The sequence below is a fragment of the Bradyrhizobium daqingense genome, assembly GCF_021044685.1.
In the GTDB taxonomy this organism is placed as follows: Bacteria; Pseudomonadota; Alphaproteobacteria; order Rhizobiales; family Xanthobacteraceae; genus Bradyrhizobium; species Bradyrhizobium daqingense.
Genome location: NZ_CP088014.1, coordinates 4,296,161 through 4,314,901 on the forward strand (window position 1 = coordinate 4,296,161; position 18,741 = coordinate 4,314,901).

The following is an 18,741-nucleotide window of genomic DNA, read 5'->3' on the forward strand; positions in this document are numbered from 1 at the left end:
AAGCGTCTCCGGTCGGACACAATCCGAGAACGGAATTTTCCACGCGATGTAGCTCGTCATCGGAAATCGGTCGCCCCGCTATTCGGCGGCATCGGATCGCAGCGTGTCGGCTGAGCGCCGAAAGCCCGCGCCGGGATGCGTTGTGTGCAGCCGCGGGCCGCGTCCCGGGAATAGCTTTTCGCGCAGCGTGCCGTCGCGATAGGCGGTCTTGTAGACGCCGCGCGATTGCAGCTCCGGCACAACGAGATCGACGAAGGCGTTCAGCGATTCCGGCGCGACCAGGCGGAACAGGTTGAAACCGTCGACGTCGGTCTCGTCAGCCCAGGCAATCAGCTCATCGGCGACGTCCTGCGGCGAGCCGACCACGAAGGGCGACCGGGCGCCGGCGCGGCTGAGCTTCGCGAGGTCGCCGACCTTGACCGGCCGGTCGCTCCGCACCGTGAAATTCTCGACCATCGACTGGATGGCGTTGCTCTCGACATATTCGATCGGCTGGTCGGGCCGATAAGTCGAGAAGTCGATGCCGGTCCAGCCCGACAGCAAGGCGAGCTGGCCGGTCTGGTCGACATGCCGTGCGTAGTCGTCGAGCAGATCATTCGCCTCGGCCCGTGTCGGCGCCACGATCACGGTCGCGCCGGCAAACAGGCGGATGTCGTAGGGATCGCGGCCATAGGCCTTGGCGGCATCGCGTATCTCGCGAACGGCGCGCGCAAGGATCGGCTTGGTCTGGCCGTTGAGAAAGATCGCTTCCGCGTGCTGGGCCGCGAAAGCGCGGCCGCGTTTGGAGGTGCCGGCCTGATACAGCAGCGGCGTCCGCTGCGGCGAAGGCTCGGCGAGATGGATGCCGTCGACCTTGAAGTAGGGGCCTTCGTGGAGAACGCGGTGAAGCTTTGCCGGATCCGTGAAGATGCGGCTGCCGCGGTCACGGCGAACGGCGTCGTCCTCCCAGCTTCCCTCCCATAGCTTGTAGGTCGCGGTGAGAAAGTCCTCGGCCGCGTCATAGCGGTCGTCGTGGGCGCGGCCAGCCGGAAGGCCCATGCCGCGCGCGCCGCTTTCGAGATAGCCGGTGACGATGTTCCAGCCGATCCTGCCTTTCGTGAGGTGGTCGAGCGTCGAAAACGTGCGAGCGAGTTGATAGGGGTGCTCGAAGGTCAGGTTGGATGTGATGCCAAAGCCGAGATGGCTGGTGACGAGCGCCATGGCGGACACGAGCAGTGTCGGGTCGGCGTTGGGCAGCTGCACAGCATGCAGGGCGGCGGCATCGGCAGTGCCGCCATAGACGTCGTACACGCCGAATACGTCGGCCAGGAAAATGCCGTCGAGCAGTCCACGCTCCGCGGCCCTGGCGTAGTCGACCCAATAATCCAGCGTGTTGTAGTCGATGGACGCATCGCGCGGATGAGACCACAGGCCGGCCCAATTGTGGCTTGGTGCCGTCATGTTGAAAGCGTTGAAGCGCAGCTCGCGCGGTCTCGTCATAATCTGGCTCATCGTCTATTTGCGAAGCACATTCGCTGCGCGTGACCGTTATTAACATTTTGCGCGAGCGAGTTTGTTTCCAATTCGGCGAAGGCACGGAAACAAACACGTTGCGAGGCGGCGATGATGCAGCACATGCGTCGCTATCTTTCTGACACGCTCGACAGAGGCGGAATCCGGCCGCATCATTTTCGTCGAAAAGCATTGCGAGCCACGCACGGCGCGCTCTCGAGATCGAAAGGGAAAAGCAGATGGCCTTGGAAACGCGGAATTTCGAGACGCTGGCGTTGCACGGCGGATCGTACCGCACCGATCCCACCACCGGCGCAGTGGCGGTTCCGATATACCAGACCACGTCATTCCAGTTCGAGAACGCCGACCACGCCTCGCGCCTGTTCGCGCTCGAGCAACTGGGACAATCTATACCCGCATCGGCAATCCGACGCAGGAGGCGTTCGAGACGCGGCTTGCGGCATTGGAAGGCGGGGCGGCCGCGCTCGCCGTTGCCTCAGGGCAGACTGCTTCGGCCTTCGCAATCTTCAACGTCGCGCAAGCCGGCGACAACATCGTGTCGTCGACTGATCTCTACGGTGGCACCTGGACGCTGCTGTCGCAGACCCTGAAGCAGTTCGGCATCGAGGTGCGGTTCGTCGATCCCGCCGATCCCGAAAACTTCCGCCGCGCGACCGACGCAAAGACGCGGGCGTATTTCGGCGAGACGCTCCCGAACCCCAAGCTGAACGTGTTCCCGATCAAGGAAGTCGCGGATATCGGCCGCTCGCTGGGCGTGCCGCTCATTCTCGACAACACGGCCTCGCCGCTGATCGCGCGTCCGTTCGAGCACGGCGCAGCGGTGGTGGTCTATTCCACGACCAAATATATCGGCGGCCACGGCACCGCGATCGGCGGCGCCATCGTGGACAGCGGCAATTTCGACTGGGCTGCGCATGCGGAGCGCTTCCCGCTGCTGAACAAGCCTGACGAGGCCTATCATGGCGCGATCTGGACCGAGGCGGCGAAGCCGCTTGGTCCGATCGCCTACATCCTGCGGGCTCGCGTCAAGCTGCTTCGCGACCTTGGCGCGTCGATCGCGCCGCAAAATGCCTTCCAGTTCATCCAGGGTCTCGAGACCTTGCCGCTGCGCATCCGCCAGCACAACGAGAATGCGGTGAAAGTCGCGAACTTCCTCGCGAAACACCCTTCGGTGTCAAACGTGATCTTTCCCGGCTTGCAGAGCGGAGAGAACAAGCGCCGCGCCGACGCGTATCTGAAGGGCGGCTACGGAGCCCTCGTCGGCTTCGAGCTGAAGGGCGGCGTCGAGGCCGGCCGTCGCTTCATCGACGCGCTCAAACTGTTCTATCATGTCGCCAATATCGGCGACGCCCGGTCGCTCGCCATTCACCCGGCGTCGACGACGCATCAGCAACTGACCACAGCCGAGCAACTCGCCGCCGGCGTCACGCCCGGCTACGTCCGCCTGTCGGTCGGGATCGAGCATCCCGACGACATTTTGGCGGATCTCGGCCAGGCGCTGGCCCAGGCCGACGCTGGCGCCCGCAAGGCCGCGTGAGACGCGTCAACTGAATGGGAAGTGATACAATGAAATTCCTTCGTCGTACCGCTCACGCGGCAGGCCTCTGGCTCGCATTCACAGCCGCCGCCGTCGCTGGCGAACCGCTGAAGATCGCCACCAGCGCCGGCCCGGTCGGGCAATTGGCGTCCTTTGCCGCCAAGCTCGCCAAGGAGAAGGGGCAGGACGTCAAGATCGTCGAGCTGTCGGACTGGGTGGCGTTGAACGAGGTCGTGAACAGCGGCGAAGTCGATGCCAATCTGTTCCAGCACGCGACCTATCTGGCGCTCCAGAACAAGCAGCGCGGTTTCAATCTCGTGCAGGTCGACAAGGTCGGCGTGATCGCACCGGTCGGCCTGTTCTCGAAGAAGGTCAAGACGCTCGACGAGATCAAGTCCGGCGACAGCGTCGCCATTCCGAATGAGCCGCTCAACGGCGCCCGGGGGCTGATCCTGCTGGAGCGCGCCGGGCTGATCACGCTGACACCGGGTAAGGGCTTCTCGGTCAGCAAGTTCGACATCGTTGAGAATCCGAGAAACCTCAAGATCGTCGAGCTCGACCCGGCGCAGACCTACCGATCGCTTGACGACGTGACGCTGGCGCTCGTCAACATCACTTACCTCATTCCGGCCGGCGGTGATCCCAAATCGGCCCTGATCATCGACCGCACCGCTGACGATGGCCTCGTGCTGCGCTTCACGGCCCGGCCCGACAAGAAGGACGATCCGCGTCTGAAGGCCTTCATCCAGGTGTTCAACTCGCCGGAGGTGAAGCAGTTCATCGAAGAGAAGATCCCGGCGTTCATTCCCGCAGGGTTTGGAAGCGAGGAGAGCGGCCTCGTTCGGGAAACTGCGCCATGATCTATGTCGTCGACGTGAATCAGATGAGCTTTGCCTTCGTGGCAGGAAGTGAGAGGCACGCGTCGGAGATTGCGGGCTCGCCCGGGTTTGTGCAGGCGCTGGACCGATTTTTCCTGAATCGACAAGGCGCCAAGTGTCGGAACCATCGGCCGCGTGCTGCGACGGTTCAGGAATTTGCTCTCTTCAACGACATGTCTTCCGAGTTCGCGGATGCCACGGCGGACGTCCTGGTTGCCCGCGTCGGCTAGGCGCCGAAACAGATGAACAGAGTCAATCCGGAGACGAGCGATGACAAACCCACCAAGTCGTGCCGAGAAGCTGTCGAGTTCGCCGTGGTGATTGCCACCGGCGGATGCGCGTTCCTCAGCAAGACGCTCGGTTCGAACGTGCTGACCGGCGACGGCTATCTCCTCGCCGCGGAAGCGGGTGCGGAATTCACCAGCATGGAGTTCTCCAACGCCTACGCGATCTCGCCGGCCTTCGGATCGGTGACCAAGACCTTGTTCTACAGCTGGGCGAGCTTCACCGACGAGCAGGGCAGCGTCATCCCTGGCGCGTCGTCGAAAGGTGGCCGCTCCGTGATTGCGCGTGCGCTCCGCAAAGGCCCTGTGTACGCGCAGCTTGATCAGGCAGACGCCGAGACCCAGCGGCACATGCGCGTGTCGCAGCCCAACTTCTTTCTCCCGTTCGACCGCACCGGTATCGACCCCTTCACGCAACGTTTCCCAATCACGCTGCGCCTCGAGGGGACCGTTCGCGGTACCGGTGGTTTGCGGATCATCGACGACAGTTGCGCGACCACCGTCCCTGGTCTCTACGCGGCAGGCGATGCCGCGACGCGCGAACTGATCTGCGGCGGCTTCACCGGCGGCGGCAGCCACAACGCCGCTTGGGCGATGTCCTCGGGCTACTGGGCAGGCCAGGGCGCCGCGGAATTCGCGCGCCAACTTGGCAATACGAGCGGACGCCAATCTTTCCGGCGGGGCACTGTTGGTCTGCGCTCCGGCAATGGTCGGCCGTTGCAGGGCGGCGCGCTCGCGCGAAGCGTCCAGGACGAGGTGTTCCCCTATGAGCTGAACTACTTCCGCGAGGCTGGCCGATTGGGCGAGTCGCTCGGTCGGCTGGATGCGTTGTGGTCGGATGCATCGGCCGCCGATGCGCCAGACGATCAGGAACTGCTGCGCGCGCGCGAAGCGGCGGCCATGCTCGCGACCGCGCGCTGGATGTATCGCAGCGCGCTGGCGCGTCAGGAAAGCCGGGGCATGCACCGCCGCGACGACTACCCCGAACAGGACGACCGTTACCTCCATTTCGTGACGACCGGCGGGCTAGACGACGTCTGGACATCGGCGCGCCCGTTGGCGTCTAAGCAATATGCGGAGGCCGCCGAATGATCGAGGTTATCGACGCCGAACAATGCACGGCCTGCGACATCTGTGTGAACGTGTGCCCGACCAATGTCTTCGACAAGACGGACGGCATTCCCAGGATCGCGCGCCAGAGCGACTGCCAGACCTGCTTCCTGTGCGAGCTCTATTGTCCCGAGGATGCGCTGTTCGTCTCGCCGTTCGCCGACGCGCCGCAGGCGGTCGACGTGGCCGCGTTGAAGGAGGCGACCCTGCTGGGCAGTTATCGGCGAGCGGTGGGCTGGGTCGAGGAGAGCCGGCACCTGCGAGCGGCCGATCGGAGCTATCGGCTGTTCGGCCATTGAGATTCATGTCGCCTCTGGAGGCCTGCCATGAGCGGAGATCGCCTCTTTCTGTTGAAGCCGGGATTTGAAGATCCCGAACGGCGGGGCCGCTTCTTCGTCTGCCCGCACTGTAATGCTATCGAGGGATTGCTGGCGTCGTTTCCCGGATTGGCAACGCAGATCGAGGTGCACCGCCTGCCGTTCGCGCGTCCGCGAACGCCCCTCGTCGAAATCCTGGGCGAGCAGCACCAATCGCTTCCGGTTCTGGTCTTCGATGAAAGCCGGCCGGTGCCCGAGGACGCAGGCGTTGCCAACGGCCGGCGCTTCATCGATTCCTCGGAGCGAATACTCCGCTATCTGGCTGATCGCTACGCATTCCCATATCTTCACCATTAGGACCGATCGGGATCGTCGGCACCTAGGTTTGCACCTGCCCCCAGCGCTGAACCGTGATCCGCGTCAGGCTCCGGAAGATCACGCCCTCCACAACAAGACCGATCAGGATCACCGTGAGCAGTCCCGCAAAGACGCTTGCCGTCTCCAGCTGCGCGCGGCTGGTGTAGATGAACCAGCCGATCCCGCCGGACCGCGCGCTGACGCCGAACACGAGTTCCGCCGCGATCAGCGTGCGCCAGGCGAACGCCCAGCCGATCCGCAAGCCCGACAGGATCTGTGGGAAGGCCGCGGGCACCAGGATCTCCGCGACGAACCGGCCCCCCGAGAGGCCCAGGTTGCGGCCGGCCATTCGTAAAGTCGGCGGCACCGCGAGGAAGCCGCCGTAGCAGGCGAGGGCCACCGGCCAAAGAACGGAGTGCACGATCACGAAGATGAGGCTAGGCGTTCCCACCCCAAACCAGAGCAGCGCAATGGGAAGCAGCGCGATGGCCGGAAGCGGGTTGAACATCGACGTCAACAGCCCAAGGGCCTCATTGCCCCAGCGCGACAGGGCGGCGAGGGTCGTCAGCACCGCCGCGACGGCAACGCCCAGCGCATAGCCGGTGATGAGGACCCGCAGCGAGGTCGCTGCACGGTTCGGCAGCTCGCCCGACAGGACGGCCGACCACAGCGCCGACAGCGTCGCGCCCAGGGTCGGCAGCAGAAGCGCGTTGTCGAGCCAGCGCGCATAGAGCTCCCAGGCGAGCGCAAAGCCGGCGAGGATTATGAAGCGTCGCCAGGGTGTTCCCTCGAGCGCCCGCCGCAGCGCTGGCGCACGAACGAGTTTCGGGACCGTGATGTCAGACATGGTTGATTTCCGGAGCAGAAAACACGGTCTCCTGAATGCGTCGTTCCAGCTCACCGAAACCCGAGCTGCCGCGGGCGCGGGTGTCCGGCGGGACATCGAAGGTGGCGGCCAGCCGTCCCGGGTGCGGCGTCAGGGCCAGGATGCGGGTTCCGACGCGGATCGCCTCGTCGATGCCATGGGTTACGAACAGGGCTGTGTTGCCGGTCTCCTCACACAGCTTGAGCAGTTCGTCCTGCATCTGCCGCCGCGTCAGGGCATCAAGTGCGGCGAAGGGTTCGTCCATCAACAGCAACGCCGGCTCCAGCGCAAAGGCCCGCGCGATCGCGACGCGCTGCTTCATGCCGCCGGACAGGGTGTGAGGGAAAGCGTCGACGAAATTCTTCAGTCCGACGCGCTCAAGCCAGCGCCGCGCAATACCTTCTGCATCTCGCCGCGGCAGCGATCTTCCCCGCTCCAGGGCATAGCGGACATTGCCGAGCACGGTACGCCACGGCAGCAGCTGATCGAACTCCTGAAACACGGTCATGCGGTCCGGCGCCGGGGCTGCAATCCGCCGGCCGTTCATGCGGATTTCACCGGCGCTTGGCTTGAGGAAACCGCCGACGGCACGCAGCAGCGTGGACTTGCCGCAGCCTGACGGGCCGAGCAGGACCAGCCGTTCGCCGGCCGCGATCTTGAAGCTGACGTCTTCAACCGCGGTGAGGATGCCGTCCGGCGTCGGATAGCTGATGCTGACGTGATCGAGCTCTAGTAGTGTCGGCGACGCCGTATCGCCGACGAGGCCCGTCAGTCGCGGAGCGACGTTCATGTCAGCTTCCCGGTTTCTCTCCGAGGCCGGACCAGAACAGATCCCGCCATGATGCCGGCGCCTGCTTGATCAGGCCGACCTTGGCCTCGAAATCCGCGAACTTCTGGGCGCCCTCGGGCGCGGTGGTGAAGTTCACGTCCTTGTCGCGGATGATGCTCTCGACGAAATCAGGCGCAAGCTTCGAACCTTCCGCCTTGATGTAAAGCGCGGCGGCGTCCTTCGGGTTTGCCTTGATCCATTCGTTGGCGCGATCGAGACCGCGGACGAACGCCAAAATCGTCTTCGGGTTGTCGTTGACGAACTTCGTGGTGGAATAAACCACGTTGAAGGTGTGTGGGCCGCCGAGCACGTCGTAGCTGTTGAGGACCTGATGCACCTTGCCGCTCGCCAGTTGCTGCTGCGAGAACGGCGGCGAGGTGAAATGCGCCGTGATCTCGGAATGGCCCGACAGAATCTGGGCCGTCGCGTCCGGATGCGGCATGCTGACGGTGAGTTCGTCCAGCTTGTCGTATTTGCCGAACGCCTTGTCCGCCGCCATCTGGAGGACGATCGGCTGGAAGCCGACCTTGACCGAGGGCAGAGCGATCCGGTCCTTCTCGGTGAAATCCGCCAGCGTCTTGATGTTGGGATTGTTGGTGGTCAGGATATTGGCCATCGAGCCCAGTGCGGCGACGCCGATGATCTTGGCGGTGGTCCGCGTCTTGTCCCAGGTCAGGATCATCGGCGTGATGCCGGCCGTCGCGAAATCGAGGCCGCCTGAAATGAGCGCTTCGTTCATGGCCGCCGCGCCGGACAGCCGCAGCCATTCGATCTTTGGCGGCGCAATGCCGAGTGCCTTGGCTTCTTCCTCGATCAGCCCCTTCTCGCTGGCGACGATGAGCGGAAGATAGGCGATGCCGAATTGTTGGGCGATGCGAAGCTGGCCTGTCTCGGCGCGAACGCCATTCGCGCCGCCCAGCGTAATGATCAGCGCGAGCGCCGCCTGCAAAAGCCTCGATCTATTCATGTTGACGTCTCTTGAATTCCAATTCGCGCGAGGGCTCACCACGAGCCATGCGGCACACTTCAGGAAATCAATCAGCCGGTCCAGTGAACTGATGTCGCTGCGCCATTTTCGAAAGAAACGCACCTGCTCGCCGCGTTTGACGAGAAATCCGTTCTCCCATGGTGCTTCGATGAAGGAAGTCTGTTCCTGTGCCTTGAGGAGCTTCGATCCGCTTTTCGGGCGTCCGACGGGACCTGACAATAGAAGGACATTACGTTTCAGTCGCCGTCCTCTCCGGAGAAGTCTGTTCTACGGTGAAATAGACGTCTTCCCGACATCGAAGACGGCAGGGCGTCTCGTTCGCCGCAAGCCGCCAAAAGAGTTTTGCCTTTCATTGACGCGGCCGGGGTCCGGCTCAAACATCGCGGCGATGGGCATGGCCTGGCATCTTCCGGTGCCGGCCAGCCGCCGTTTTGTCAGAGGCAGAGATCATGGTGTTGTCCACGCTCGAAGAGCTGTCGCTGGCGACCGACGTGCTGGTCGTCGGCGGCGGGATGGCGGGTGCCTGGGCTGCGACCTCTGCCGCGGAAGCGGGGGCGAAGGTCGTGCTGGTCGACAAGGGCTATTGCGGCACCAGCGGCGTCACGGCTGCGGCGGGGCCGGGCCATTGGTGGGTCCCGCCGGATCCTCCGGCGGCGCGCGATGCGGCCGTCGCCAATCGTGTTACGAGTGGCCTCGGTCTTGGTGAAGCGGACTGGATGTATCGCGTCCTCGACCAGACCTGGCGCACGCTGCCGACGCTGGCACGCCATTACAAGTTCGGCGTGGATGACGAGGGGCGGGTAAACTATCGCGCAGTCCGCGGGCCCGAATATATGCGCGCCCTGCGGCAGCAGGTGCTGAGCCACGGCGTCACCATCCTCGATCATTCGCCCGTGCTCGAGCTTCTGGCGCGATCGGACGGCTCGATTGGCGGTGTCCGCGGCCAGCGCCGGCAGGATGGCGGGAGGGCGTATCGGATCGAGGCCGGCGCGGTGGTGCTCGCAGCTGGCGGCACCAGCTTCCTCTCCCACCTTCTGGGTTCGCGAACCAACACCGGGGACGGCTATCTCATGGCGGCCGAAGCGGGCGCGGAGATGTCCGGCATGGAGTTCACTGCGGCTTACACCATTGCACCCGCGCATTCGACGATGACACGAAGCATGGCGTATTCGTTCGCGACCTATTACGATGCCGACGGGCGCGAGCTCGATATTCCTTTCGGCCCCGACCAGACCATTCGCCTGGCACGCGCTCTTCAGCGCGGACCGGTCTACTGCTCGCTGCACCGTTTGCCCGACGACATCAAGGCGCGGATGCACACGATTTCGCCGAACGTGCCATTGGTGTTCGACCGCTGGGGGATCGATCCGTATCGCGACCGCTTCGAGGTGACCTTGCACAATGACGGCACCATTCGTGGCATCGGCGGCGTGCGCGTGCACGACGTGGATGGCAGGACGTCGGTACCGGGACTGTTCGTGGCCGGCGACAATGCCTCGCGCGAGAAGGTTGCGGGCGCGATCTCCGGCGGTGGCAATGTCAACTCGGCCTGGGCGCTGTCGTCCGGCGTGTTTGCCGGGCGTGCAGCGGCGCGCCTGGCGCGAAGCGCGAAGAGGAGCGGGGGCCGATTGCGGCCACTTGGTCGCGTCGGGCGTGAACCCCGCAGGGTCGCCAAGACCGTCGATCTCGCCGCGCTTCGCGACGGCGTGCGCGCCGAAATGCACCCGTTCGAGAAAAGTCTATTCCGCACCGGGCAAGGACTTGCGGTATCTGCACGCGTCCTGGAGGAATTCTGGACCGAGTTGGCCGATCACGCGGACACAGGCACAATCGCCTCGCGCGAGACGGCGGCTCTATTGGCAACAGCGCGCTGGTCCGTCGCCACGGCGGCAGCGCGGAAGGAGAGCAGGGGCCTTCACCGCCGCGAGGATTTCCCTTCACGGGATTCCGGACTCGCAGTCCGTCTGCTGAGTGGCGGGCTGGACCAGATCTGGGTCGCCGCCGATGGTGCTCCTGTGGACGCCAAGTCCGGTCAGCTCGAGGCGGCATCATGATCGAGCTCATCGTCGCGGACCGCTGCACGGATTGCGGGACATGCGTTGAGGTTTGTCCAGCCAATGTGCTCGACGCCGGGCAAGGTGGCTTGCCGATTCTCGCGCGTGTCGAGGATTGCCAGACCTGCTTCATGTGCGAGCTCTATTGCCGGGCGGACGCCATCTACGTCGCACCCGATTGCGACCGCCGTGTCACCGTGGACGAGACCGAGGTGATGGCCTCCGGTCGCCTCGGTCAATACCGCAAGCATTCCGGTTGGGACGAATGGTGGGATCGCTTTCCTAACGAGCAATGGCTGATGGAAACAGTCTTCCGCCGCGCCGGCGAGGCCGCAGCGCAGGCGAAAGTGACGTCGGCCGACGTGATCCGCACCAAGTGAGTCCGGAGAGACAAACTCGTTTGTCGTGCCGGGATGCGTCGTCCTGTTGTTGCAGGACAGCGGCGATCTTTGAAAAGACTATCTTGGTCCGAGCGCCTAGCATCTCCTCGTTATTGCCATCGCAAAGCTGCAGGACATGAACACTCCGCGAATTGAAAGCAGACGCGCCTCCACCAGCGTGCGGTCGCCGATCATCGTCAATCAGCTCGGCGCGGAGGTTCGTGCCGTCCTGGCCGATCACTGGTCGCGTCCGCTGATCATCGATCATCCTGCTGATCGCGCGCCATGGGAGATCGCGCCCGAGGCTGACGTGTTGCTGACGCGGCCGCTCGCCGGCTGGCACGGTGCGCCCGCGGAGAAGCCCGCCGGCTGGCCGTTTGGCCTGCGCTGGATCCAGACCGCTTCGACGGGCGTCGATTTCTTTCCGGCCTGGTTGCTCGATGGCCCCGTGGTCACGGTCGGCCGCGGCATCTCGGCCGATCCGATCGCCGAATATGTCCTTGCGGCGATCCTCAGCTTCGAAAAACGCATCCACGACATCCGGCCGCGCAGCCGTGCAGAATGGAAAATCACCCCGCTGGGCTCGCTCAGCGGCAAGACGATCGGTATCGCGGGATTCGGTGCCATCGGCCGCGCCGTCGTCGAGCGCGTCAAGCCGTTCGGCGTCAACATCAGGGTTTTGCGGCGCTCGGCCTGGCCATATGTCCTTCCGGGCATCCAGCCTGTCGACAGCATCGAGGAGTTGGTCGCGGTTTCCGATCATCTCGTCCTCGCTTTGCCAGCGACGAGCAAAACGGCGGGTCTGATCAACGCCGATGTGCTGGCGCGCTCCAAGACGTCGCTGCACCTGATCAATGTCGCACGCGGGCGGATCGTCGATCAGCGCGCGCTGTTGCAGGCGCTCGATGATGGACGGATTGCCGGCGCCACGCTCGATGTCACCGACCCGGAGCCGCCGCCGGAGGGTGATCCGATCTATCACCATCCCAAGGTCGTCCTGACCCGCATGTATCATGGACGGGTGGCGAGGATGCCAAGCGGCTGGCGGACAAGACCCTGGTCAACCTCGACGCTTACGCGCATGGCGTGGCGCTGGCCGACGTCTTCGACAAGAATCTCGAATACTAGAAAGGGAACGGCAACAATGAACAAGGTCGTCGAGAAACCGAAGAAATACTCCCTGGTCGAGCGCAAGCCGGCGGCGACGTTCGAGGAAGAGCGGTTGCATCGCAAGCAGCGGCTTGCCGCAACCTTCCGCCTGTTCTCGCGCTACGGTTTCGATCAGGGGCTCGCAGGCCACGTCACCGTGCGCGATCCAGAATTCCCTGAAAGGTTCTGGATCAACCCGCTGTCAAAGCATTTCAGCCAGATCAAGGTCTCCGACCTTCAGCTCGTTGATCACGACGGCAATATCCTGATCGGCGACAAGCCGATCAACCAGGCCGGCTTCGTAATTCACTCGGCGATCCACGCCGCGCATCCGGAGGTGATCGCAGCGGCGCACACCCATTCGACTTATGGCAAGGCCTGGTCGGCGCTCGGACGCCTGCTCGATCCGCTGACGCAGGACTCCTGCGCCTTCTACGAGGATCACGTGCTGTTCGATCCGTTCTCAGGCGTCGTGCTGGAAGCGGAAGAGGGCCGCAAGATCGCGCAGACGCTGGGATCGAAGAAGGCTGCTATCTTGCAGAACCACGGCCTGCTCACGGTGGGGCCGACCATCGAGGCGGCCGCCTGGTGGTACATCGCGATGGACAATGCCGCGCGCGCCCAGTTGCTTGCCGAGGCCGCCGGCACGCCAAAGCCGATCCCGCACGAGATCGCCAGCTTGACCTCGCGGCAGGTCGGAACCCACAAGGGCGGCTACTTCAGCTTCCAGCCGTTGTGGGACTGGATCAGCGAGGCGGAGCCGGATCTGTTTAACTAGGAATCAAGGCCTCTGAGCCGGGCCAATGGCCCGGTTCCCTGCATTGCGCCACGCTCGGACATCGTGAGATATAACGGCAGGCGGTTCATCTTGCGTGTGCAAGCCGCCGTAGCAACGGTGAGGAGCAGGGCGGCATGGTCAATGGTCTGCCAAGCGAAGTTGAAGTCATCACATTATTTGTCGACGACATCGTGTCGTCGAGAGCGTTTTACGCCAGGGTTTTCGCATCTGAGACTGTTTGGGAGGACGCAGTCTCATCCGTCCTTCGATTTGGTGGTCTCCTGATCAATCTTCTCGACGTGTCGCAAGCGCCGCCGCTCGTTGAACCGTCGCGCGTCGCGCAGTCCTCCGCAGGGGCACGCGCGCTCTTGACGATCAGGGTTGCTGACGTCGATCAGGTGTGTTCGGCGCTTCGGGAGATTGGCGTCGGCCTGCTCAACGGGCCGATCGATCGTCCCTGGGGGCGGCGAACCGCGTCCTTTGCTGATCCTTCAGGCCATGTCTGGGAGATCGCACAGGTGATTGAACGGGGATAGAGAGCTCCTATAACGAATCTGGCTCTCGGCCCTCTGTGACCTAGAACGAATGTTTGCCGAGGCGTGCTGCGAGTTCCGCACATTGCTGTCGGATGTCGGGAACGGCAATGATCTCCCAGAACGCGGCCCGCGTCAGCGGGCCGACGGCGTAGAGGCGGCGCGAGGGCGACCCGTCACGATTGAGGATTACGCAGTCGGGTGTGACGTCGATGCCGATCCGCAGCGGATCGATGCGGGCAAGGCCTTGGTCGAGCAGGCTGCGTACGGCCGGGTTGGTGCTCGCACCTGGATCCCGGACGATGCCGGTGCAGTCGACGATGGCTCCGACCTGAAGCTCGGACGTCTCGCTTTGGCCGCGCCTGCGGTAGCGAACGATCGCGCCGTCGGGATTCGGAGCGATGGCGGCGAGCTTGCCGGCGATGACCGTCAGCCGTTTTGCCGCGAGAGCCTCCGCAATGCGAGCCTCGACCTCCGGCGCGGTGCGGTGACGATGCACATCCCACCAGGCGCGGGCGTGTTCCAGGAAACGGCGCCTGGAGCTCAACGGCAGTTCCTGCCAAAGCCGCTGGGTGAAAGGCCTGATCGCGTCGACGGCACCGCGCCAGTCGCCGCCCTCAGTGACGTGCATCTCGATGCGGTGGCGAAACCAGCGCAGCAGCGGCCCGATCTCGGCGCCGAACGGGATCTCGCCTTCGGCGAAGCGCATTGGATCGACGCGTCGGTGGGCTCTCGGCAGAAGGCCGCGCCGCGACATTGCGACGATCCGCCCCTGATGTCCGTAGCGAAGCAACGACAGGACATAGTCGACCATCGAGAGACCCGTGCCGAGGATGAGCACGGTGGCCTTCGTGTCGATGCCGGCCTCGGCGGGTGAGGCCCACGGTTCGGCGTGGCCCGCCAGCAGCCGCACTGCGGCATCATGGCCGGTCGCGAGAATGGCCGTGCTCCCGGTGTAGCATGTTCCGTCTGCAAGGGTGACTGCGACGTCGGAGGGATTTTCGTGGATCGATACGCACTCGCCACGTACGATGGCCAGGCCATTAGACCCCTCACGCGATTTCAGCGGCGCGATCAGATCGGCGAGATAGTCCCCGTAGGTTTGCCGCGGAACGAAGCAATAGGGATCCGGACACAACGGTCCGGCGGGCTGCGCACACAGCCAGTTCCAGAAATGCTCGGGATCGTCGGGCAGCGCGCTCATATTCGTCACGCGCACATTGAGGAGATGTTCGGGATTCCCTGCATGATAGGCAAGTCCGCGTCCGATCTCGGGCCTCTTCTCGATCAAGGTCACGCGGAGATCGGATGGATTGGTCTTCAGCAGCTGAAAGGCGAGGAGGACGCCGCTGGCGCCTCCCCCGATGACGATCGCGTGCCGCCCCTCCGCACCCATCGTGCCGCCCCCGTTTTTCGTCGGTCGACCAACTTTGCAGGACTGCGTTTGGTTCTACGACCCGATTACGGTGATAGTCGGACGGACGTGACATATCTCCCTAGGTTGAAAGCGCGCAGTCATTTTCTATCGAACTTGGGGTGCATAGAATGTTTATGCCGCTACGCGGCGGCTGTCGCCCTGTGAGGTGTCGATCATTCGGCAGCCACGGCGAGTTTGAGTTGCGGCTGCTGTGCGTGCATCGCACCGCTGACACCTGACGGGATCGAGGCCAGCAGCGACTTCGTATAGGGCTGCTGCGGATTGTCGAAGATCGCGGTGACCGCTCCATGCTCGACGATCCGCCCGCGGTGCATCACCGAGACGGTGTGGGCGAGCTGGCGCACCAGCGCCAGGTCGTGAGAAACGAACACATAGGTCAGGCCCAGATTGGCCTGTAGCGAGAGTAGCACTTCGACGATGTCGGCCTGGACGCTGACGTCGAGTGCGGAGGTGGGCTCGTCGAGCACGATCACCTCAGGCTCGAGCACCAGCGACCGGGCGATGGCGACGCGCTGGCGCTGGCCGCCTGACAGAGCTCCTGGTTTGCGGGACAGCAGGTGCTCGCCGAGCCGGACGTCGGCCAACGCTTCGCGTACCCGCTCGTCGCGCTCCTTGCGCGTTCCGACCTTGAAGCGGTCGAGCGGCTCGCGCACCAACTGCTCGACCGTCCATGTCGGATCGAGCGAAGTGAACGGGTTCTGGTAGACCAGCTGAAGATGACGCCATGCAGAGCGGAGTGCCTGAGGCGAACGACCGGTGATCGGTTCGCCTGCGACCGAGATGGTGCCGGCGTCAGGTTGCTCGAGGCCCAGCAGCAGCCGTATCGCCGTCGTCTTGCCCGAGCCGGACTCGCCGACCAGCGCGTGCGTGGTGCCGGCCGGAACTGTGAACGACAAATCGCTGGCGGCCGTCAGCGTCTTGCCGTCAACGGTAAAGGTCTTCGTGACGGCGCTGACCTCGATCTTTGGTGTCGCAGCGTCGCCGGTCTTGAGGGTTTGGAAGCCCGCGTCGCGCAGGGCAGCGTAGCGGTCAGGATTGAGGGCCGGAACGTCGGCGCGCAGCTTTCGCGCGTAGGCCGACGCCGGCGAGGAGAAGACGGAAGCGGTCCGGCCGGCTTCCTGAACGACGCCATCCTTGAGCACCACCAGCGCGTTCGCCCGTTCGGCGGCGATCGCCAGATCGTGAGTGATGAGCAGCAGGCTGATCTTGAAGTCGTGCTGCAGCCGCGTGAGCAGGTCGAGGATGCGCTTCTGGATCGTGACGTCGAGCGCAGAAGTCGGCTCGTCCGCCACCAGCAGTGCCGGCCGCGGAAGAATCGCGAGGCCAATCAGCACGCGCTGGAGCATGCCACCGGACAGCTGGTGCGGGTAGGAGTCGTAGACACGCTGAGGGTTGTCGAGCCCGACTTCGGCGAAGGTCTCCAGGATGAGCTGCTTGCGGATCGCCGTGTCGGGCTCGTCGAGCAGCGCGGCGGCCTCCTGTGCCTGGGCGCCGATCGTCCGCACCGGATTGAGCGAGTTGGCAGGATCCTGCGGCACGAACCCGATGGCGCGTCCCCGCAGCGGCCGGAAGCCGCGCTCGGAGATATCAAGCACCTCCTGGCCGTCGAACGCGACGCGGCCGGTGGCGCGTCCGCCGCTGGGAAGCAGCCGCAGCACCGCGCGGGCGATCGTCGATTTGCCGGAGCCGGACTCCCCGATGAGAGCAAGGCTCTCGCCGCGGCCGAGTTCAAACCCGACATTGGTCACGACCTCGTGCGGCCCGTAAGAGACCGAGAGGCCATCGACCCGGAGCAGCGGAAGCGGGCGCAGCGGCACTGGCGCGGTGCGCTCGGCGCGCGTGAATGTGTTTGCGGTCAGTCTGTCTTGCGCAGCCATCGGCTGATCCTGTTCACGGAGAGGACGGTCGCGATTGTCACGAAGGCGGGCGCATACACTAGCCACGGCCATTTGAGGTAGTCCTTGCCGATCGAGATCAGCAGGCCCCAGTCGGAGGCGGGAGGCGGATCGCCGTAGCCGAGGAAGGCAAGGCTCGCGATCACCAGGATCGACAGGCCGAATTGCAAGACCGCGAGCGGGAGCACCGAGCGCGACGCGTTCGGCAGCACGTGCCGCAGCAAGATGTGCCAGCGCGAGCCGCCCATCAGGAACGCGGCCTCGACAAAAACCGCCTGCCGGGTCTTGATCACTTCCGAGCGCATCACCCGGGCAAACACGGCGACCGCGGAGACGCCGGTCGCGATCGCGGCGTTGGTGGTGTCGAAACCGATCGCTGTGACGACGATGACCGCCAGCAGGAAGTTCGGGATCGCCAGCAGCACGTCGACCAGGCGGGCGAGCACGATGTCCACCCAGCCGCCGAGAAAGCCGGCCAGGAGGCCTATGAGTCCGCCCGCAACAGCGGCAATGACGACGGCGATGAGCGCGCTCGTCACCGAGGACGCGGTGCCGTAGACGACGCGGGTATAGAGGTCTCGGCCGAGGTGATCGGTGCCGAACCAGTGCGCGGCGCTCGGGCTGAGCAGCTTCTCGGCGGGAACGCCGGCGACCGGGCTATGGCCTGTGAACAAGCCCGGCGCTACGGACCAGGCGATCACGAGCGCGATGACCACGAAAGAAAGCGCGACGGTCGGCGGCGCGCGAAGAGCTGACAGCCAGCCGAGCGACGTGCCGCGCGAAACAGAAGAGAAGGAGGCGAGGGTCATGATGTCACCGCTGCGGATGTGGCAGTCGCGCTGTCGTCAGCGGTGGTCGGGCGCACCCTGCGACCTCCGATCAGCTTCACGCGCGGATCGAGCAGCGGGTAGACGAGGTCGGCGATCAAATTGACCAGCACGAACACGACTGCGGCGAGCGAGACGACCGCCTGCAGGACAGGCAGGTCCTGCGTGCTCACCGAGCGCTGCACCAGGCTGCCGATGCCCGTGCGTCCGAACACTGTCTCGGTGATCAGCGAACCGCCGAGCAACTCGCCGATCGCGAGTGCAATGACGGTGACGACCGGGAGCGAAGACGGTTTGAGCAAATGCCTGGCAAACAGACGCGCTTGTCCCAGTCCACGGCTGCGCGCAACGGCGGCGTATTCCTGCTCGGACTCCTTGTCGAGGTTCGCGATCAGCACCTCGGTGATCCGCGCGGAGACGGGCCCCCCGAGCGCGATCGCGGCGAAGAAAGTTGCCCAGAAGCTATCAGGCGCAATCACCCGAAACAGCCCGAGCTGGAAACCGAAGATGTGGATCAGTGCCAGGCCGATCACGAAATTCGGCACTGACAGGAACAACGACGGGAAACCGCGCAGCAAGCCCTGGCCGCAACGTTTCGGAACAAACTGCGTGCCGTAGGCAATCGTGAGCGCCAGCAGCAGCGCGATGGCAAACGCCGCTGATGCGAGGATCAACGTCGAAGGTAGAACCTCGGCAATCAGGGTTGTCACCGGCCGGCTGGACCGCATCGACAAGCCGAGGTCACCCGTCACGAAGTTGGACAAGGACGTCCAGAGCTGGACCGGAATCGGCCTATCTAAGCCCTGGGCGGCGATGATCTGCCTGATCTGGTCCTCACTGAACCCGTTCTGGGGGGCGCGTAGCACGTTGGTGATGGGATCGCCGGGAAGGATGCTGACGACGACGAAGGTGAAGACGTAAGCCAACAGGATGACGATGACAGCCTGGGCGAAACGCTTTGCGGCATAGGACAGATAGGCACTTCTCATGCCGGTTGCCTCACATTGCTC

The 18,741-nt window shown here is 64.3% G+C and carries 17 protein-coding genes and 1 pseudogene; 10 read left to right on the forward strand and 8 right to left on the reverse strand.

The features are described from left to right. Positions 1-78 precede the first annotated feature (78 nt). Positions 79-1,479 carry an LLM class flavin-dependent oxidoreductase gene (locus LPJ38_RS20145; RefSeq protein WP_145639694.1) on the reverse strand — a complete coding sequence of 467 codons (1,401 nt, stop codon included), beginning with the start codon at positions 1,477-1,479 and terminating at the stop codon, positions 79-81. 251 nt (positions 1,480-1,730) lie between these two features. Between LPJ38_RS20145 and LPJ38_RS20150 the strand changes: the two are divergent. From LPJ38_RS20150 to LPJ38_RS20175, 6 genes and pseudogenes are all read left to right on the forward strand, one after another. Next, positions 1,731-3,049: pseudogene (locus tag LPJ38_RS20150) on the forward strand (O-acetylhomoserine aminocarboxypropyltransferase/cysteine synthase family protein). 29 nt (positions 3,050-3,078) lie between these two features. Further along, positions 3,079-3,909: a MetQ/NlpA family ABC transporter substrate-binding protein gene (locus tag LPJ38_RS20155; RefSeq protein WP_145639690.1), complete on the forward strand. Its 831-nt coding sequence runs from the start codon at positions 3,079-3,081 to the stop codon at positions 3,907-3,909. After that, positions 3,906-4,157 (forward strand): hypothetical protein, encoded by a 252-nt coding sequence (locus LPJ38_RS20160; protein ID WP_145639687.1) that lies wholly within the window; start codon positions 3,906-3,908, stop codon positions 4,155-4,157. Before LPJ38_RS20155 ends, LPJ38_RS20160 begins: the two co-directional genes overlap by 4 nt. A 12-nt stretch (positions 4,158-4,169) precedes the next feature. Then, the gene (locus tag LPJ38_RS20165) at positions 4,170-5,303 is read left to right on the forward strand and encodes an FAD-dependent oxidoreductase (RefSeq protein WP_231088354.1); all 1,134 of its coding nucleotides are present in this window, start codon (positions 4,170-4,172) and stop codon (positions 5,301-5,303) included. Further along, the gene (locus LPJ38_RS20170; protein WP_145639684.1) at positions 5,300-5,620 is read left to right on the forward strand and encodes a 4Fe-4S dicluster domain-containing protein; all 321 of its coding nucleotides are present in this window, start codon (positions 5,300-5,302) and stop codon (positions 5,618-5,620) included. Before LPJ38_RS20165 ends, LPJ38_RS20170 begins: the two co-directional genes overlap by 4 nt. A 27-nt stretch (positions 5,621-5,647) precedes the next feature. Beyond that, a complete protein-coding gene (locus LPJ38_RS20175; protein ID WP_145639681.1) occupies positions 5,648-5,995 on the forward strand; it encodes a DUF3088 domain-containing protein in 348 nt (115 codons plus the stop codon). Positions 5,996-6,017: 22 nt separating this feature from the next. On the opposite strand, the gene LPJ38_RS20180 is transcribed toward LPJ38_RS20175, so the two are convergent. The 3 genes from LPJ38_RS20180 to LPJ38_RS20190 are packed head-to-tail and all read right to left on the reverse strand — an operon-like array spanning position 6,018 to position 8,656. After that, positions 6,018-6,842, reverse strand: coding sequence for an ABC transporter permease (locus tag LPJ38_RS20180; RefSeq protein ID WP_145639678.1), 825 nt, complete (start codon positions 6,840-6,842; stop codon positions 6,018-6,020). Further along, entirely contained in the window at positions 6,835-7,650 is an 816-nt protein-coding gene (locus LPJ38_RS20185; protein ID WP_145639675.1) for an ABC transporter ATP-binding protein, read from the reverse strand. The genes LPJ38_RS20180 and LPJ38_RS20185 overlap by 8 nt, the downstream gene beginning before the upstream one ends. A gap of 1 nt (position 7,651) precedes the next feature. Next, positions 7,652-8,656 (reverse strand): ABC transporter substrate-binding protein, encoded by a 1,005-nt coding sequence (locus LPJ38_RS20190; RefSeq protein ID WP_231088355.1) that lies wholly within the window; start codon positions 8,654-8,656, stop codon positions 7,652-7,654. Positions 8,657-9,126: 470 nt separating this feature from the next. On the opposite strand from LPJ38_RS20190, the gene LPJ38_RS20195 reads away from it, so the two are divergent. From LPJ38_RS20195 to LPJ38_RS20210, 4 genes are all read left to right on the forward strand, one after another. After that, complete coding sequence (locus LPJ38_RS20195; protein ID WP_145639672.1) at positions 9,127-10,731, forward strand: FAD-dependent oxidoreductase; 1,605 nt, start codon at positions 9,127-9,129, stop codon at positions 10,729-10,731. Then, positions 10,728-11,111 (forward strand): 4Fe-4S dicluster domain-containing protein, encoded by a 384-nt coding sequence (locus LPJ38_RS20200; protein ID WP_145639670.1) that lies wholly within the window; start codon positions 10,728-10,730, stop codon positions 11,109-11,111. The genes LPJ38_RS20195 and LPJ38_RS20200 overlap by 4 nt, the downstream gene beginning before the upstream one ends. A 136-nt stretch (positions 11,112-11,247) precedes the next feature. Beyond that, entirely contained in the window at positions 11,248-13,038 is a 1,791-nt protein-coding gene (locus tag LPJ38_RS20205) for a class II aldolase/adducin family protein (RefSeq protein WP_231088356.1), read from the forward strand. A gap of 134 nt (positions 13,039-13,172) precedes the next feature. After that, positions 13,173-13,574, forward strand: a complete 402-nt coding sequence (locus tag LPJ38_RS20210; protein WP_145639666.1) for a VOC family protein — start codon at positions 13,173-13,175, stop codon at positions 13,572-13,574. Between the two features lie 40 nt (positions 13,575-13,614). Here the strand turns inward: LPJ38_RS20210 and LPJ38_RS20215 are convergent, their stop codons facing one another. The 4 genes from LPJ38_RS20215 to LPJ38_RS20230 form a co-directional block, all read right to left on the reverse strand. Next, entirely contained in the window at positions 13,615-14,967 is a 1,353-nt protein-coding gene (locus tag LPJ38_RS20215; RefSeq protein WP_145639664.1) for an FAD/NAD(P)-binding protein, read from the reverse strand. Positions 14,968-15,161: 194 nt separating this feature from the next. Next, positions 15,162-16,886 (reverse strand): ABC transporter ATP-binding protein, encoded by a 1,725-nt coding sequence (locus LPJ38_RS20220; RefSeq protein ID WP_145639662.1) that lies wholly within the window; start codon positions 16,884-16,886, stop codon positions 15,162-15,164. Then, positions 16,865-17,713, reverse strand: a complete 849-nt coding sequence (locus tag LPJ38_RS20225) for an ABC transporter permease (RefSeq protein ID WP_145639660.1) — start codon at positions 17,711-17,713, stop codon at positions 16,865-16,867. The genes LPJ38_RS20220 and LPJ38_RS20225 overlap by 22 nt, the downstream gene beginning before the upstream one ends. Continuing rightward, positions 17,710-18,720 (reverse strand): ABC transporter permease, encoded by a 1,011-nt coding sequence (locus LPJ38_RS20230; protein WP_145639658.1) that lies wholly within the window; start codon positions 18,718-18,720, stop codon positions 17,710-17,712. The genes LPJ38_RS20225 and LPJ38_RS20230 overlap by 4 nt, the downstream gene beginning before the upstream one ends. Positions 18,721-18,741 lie beyond the last annotated feature (21 nt).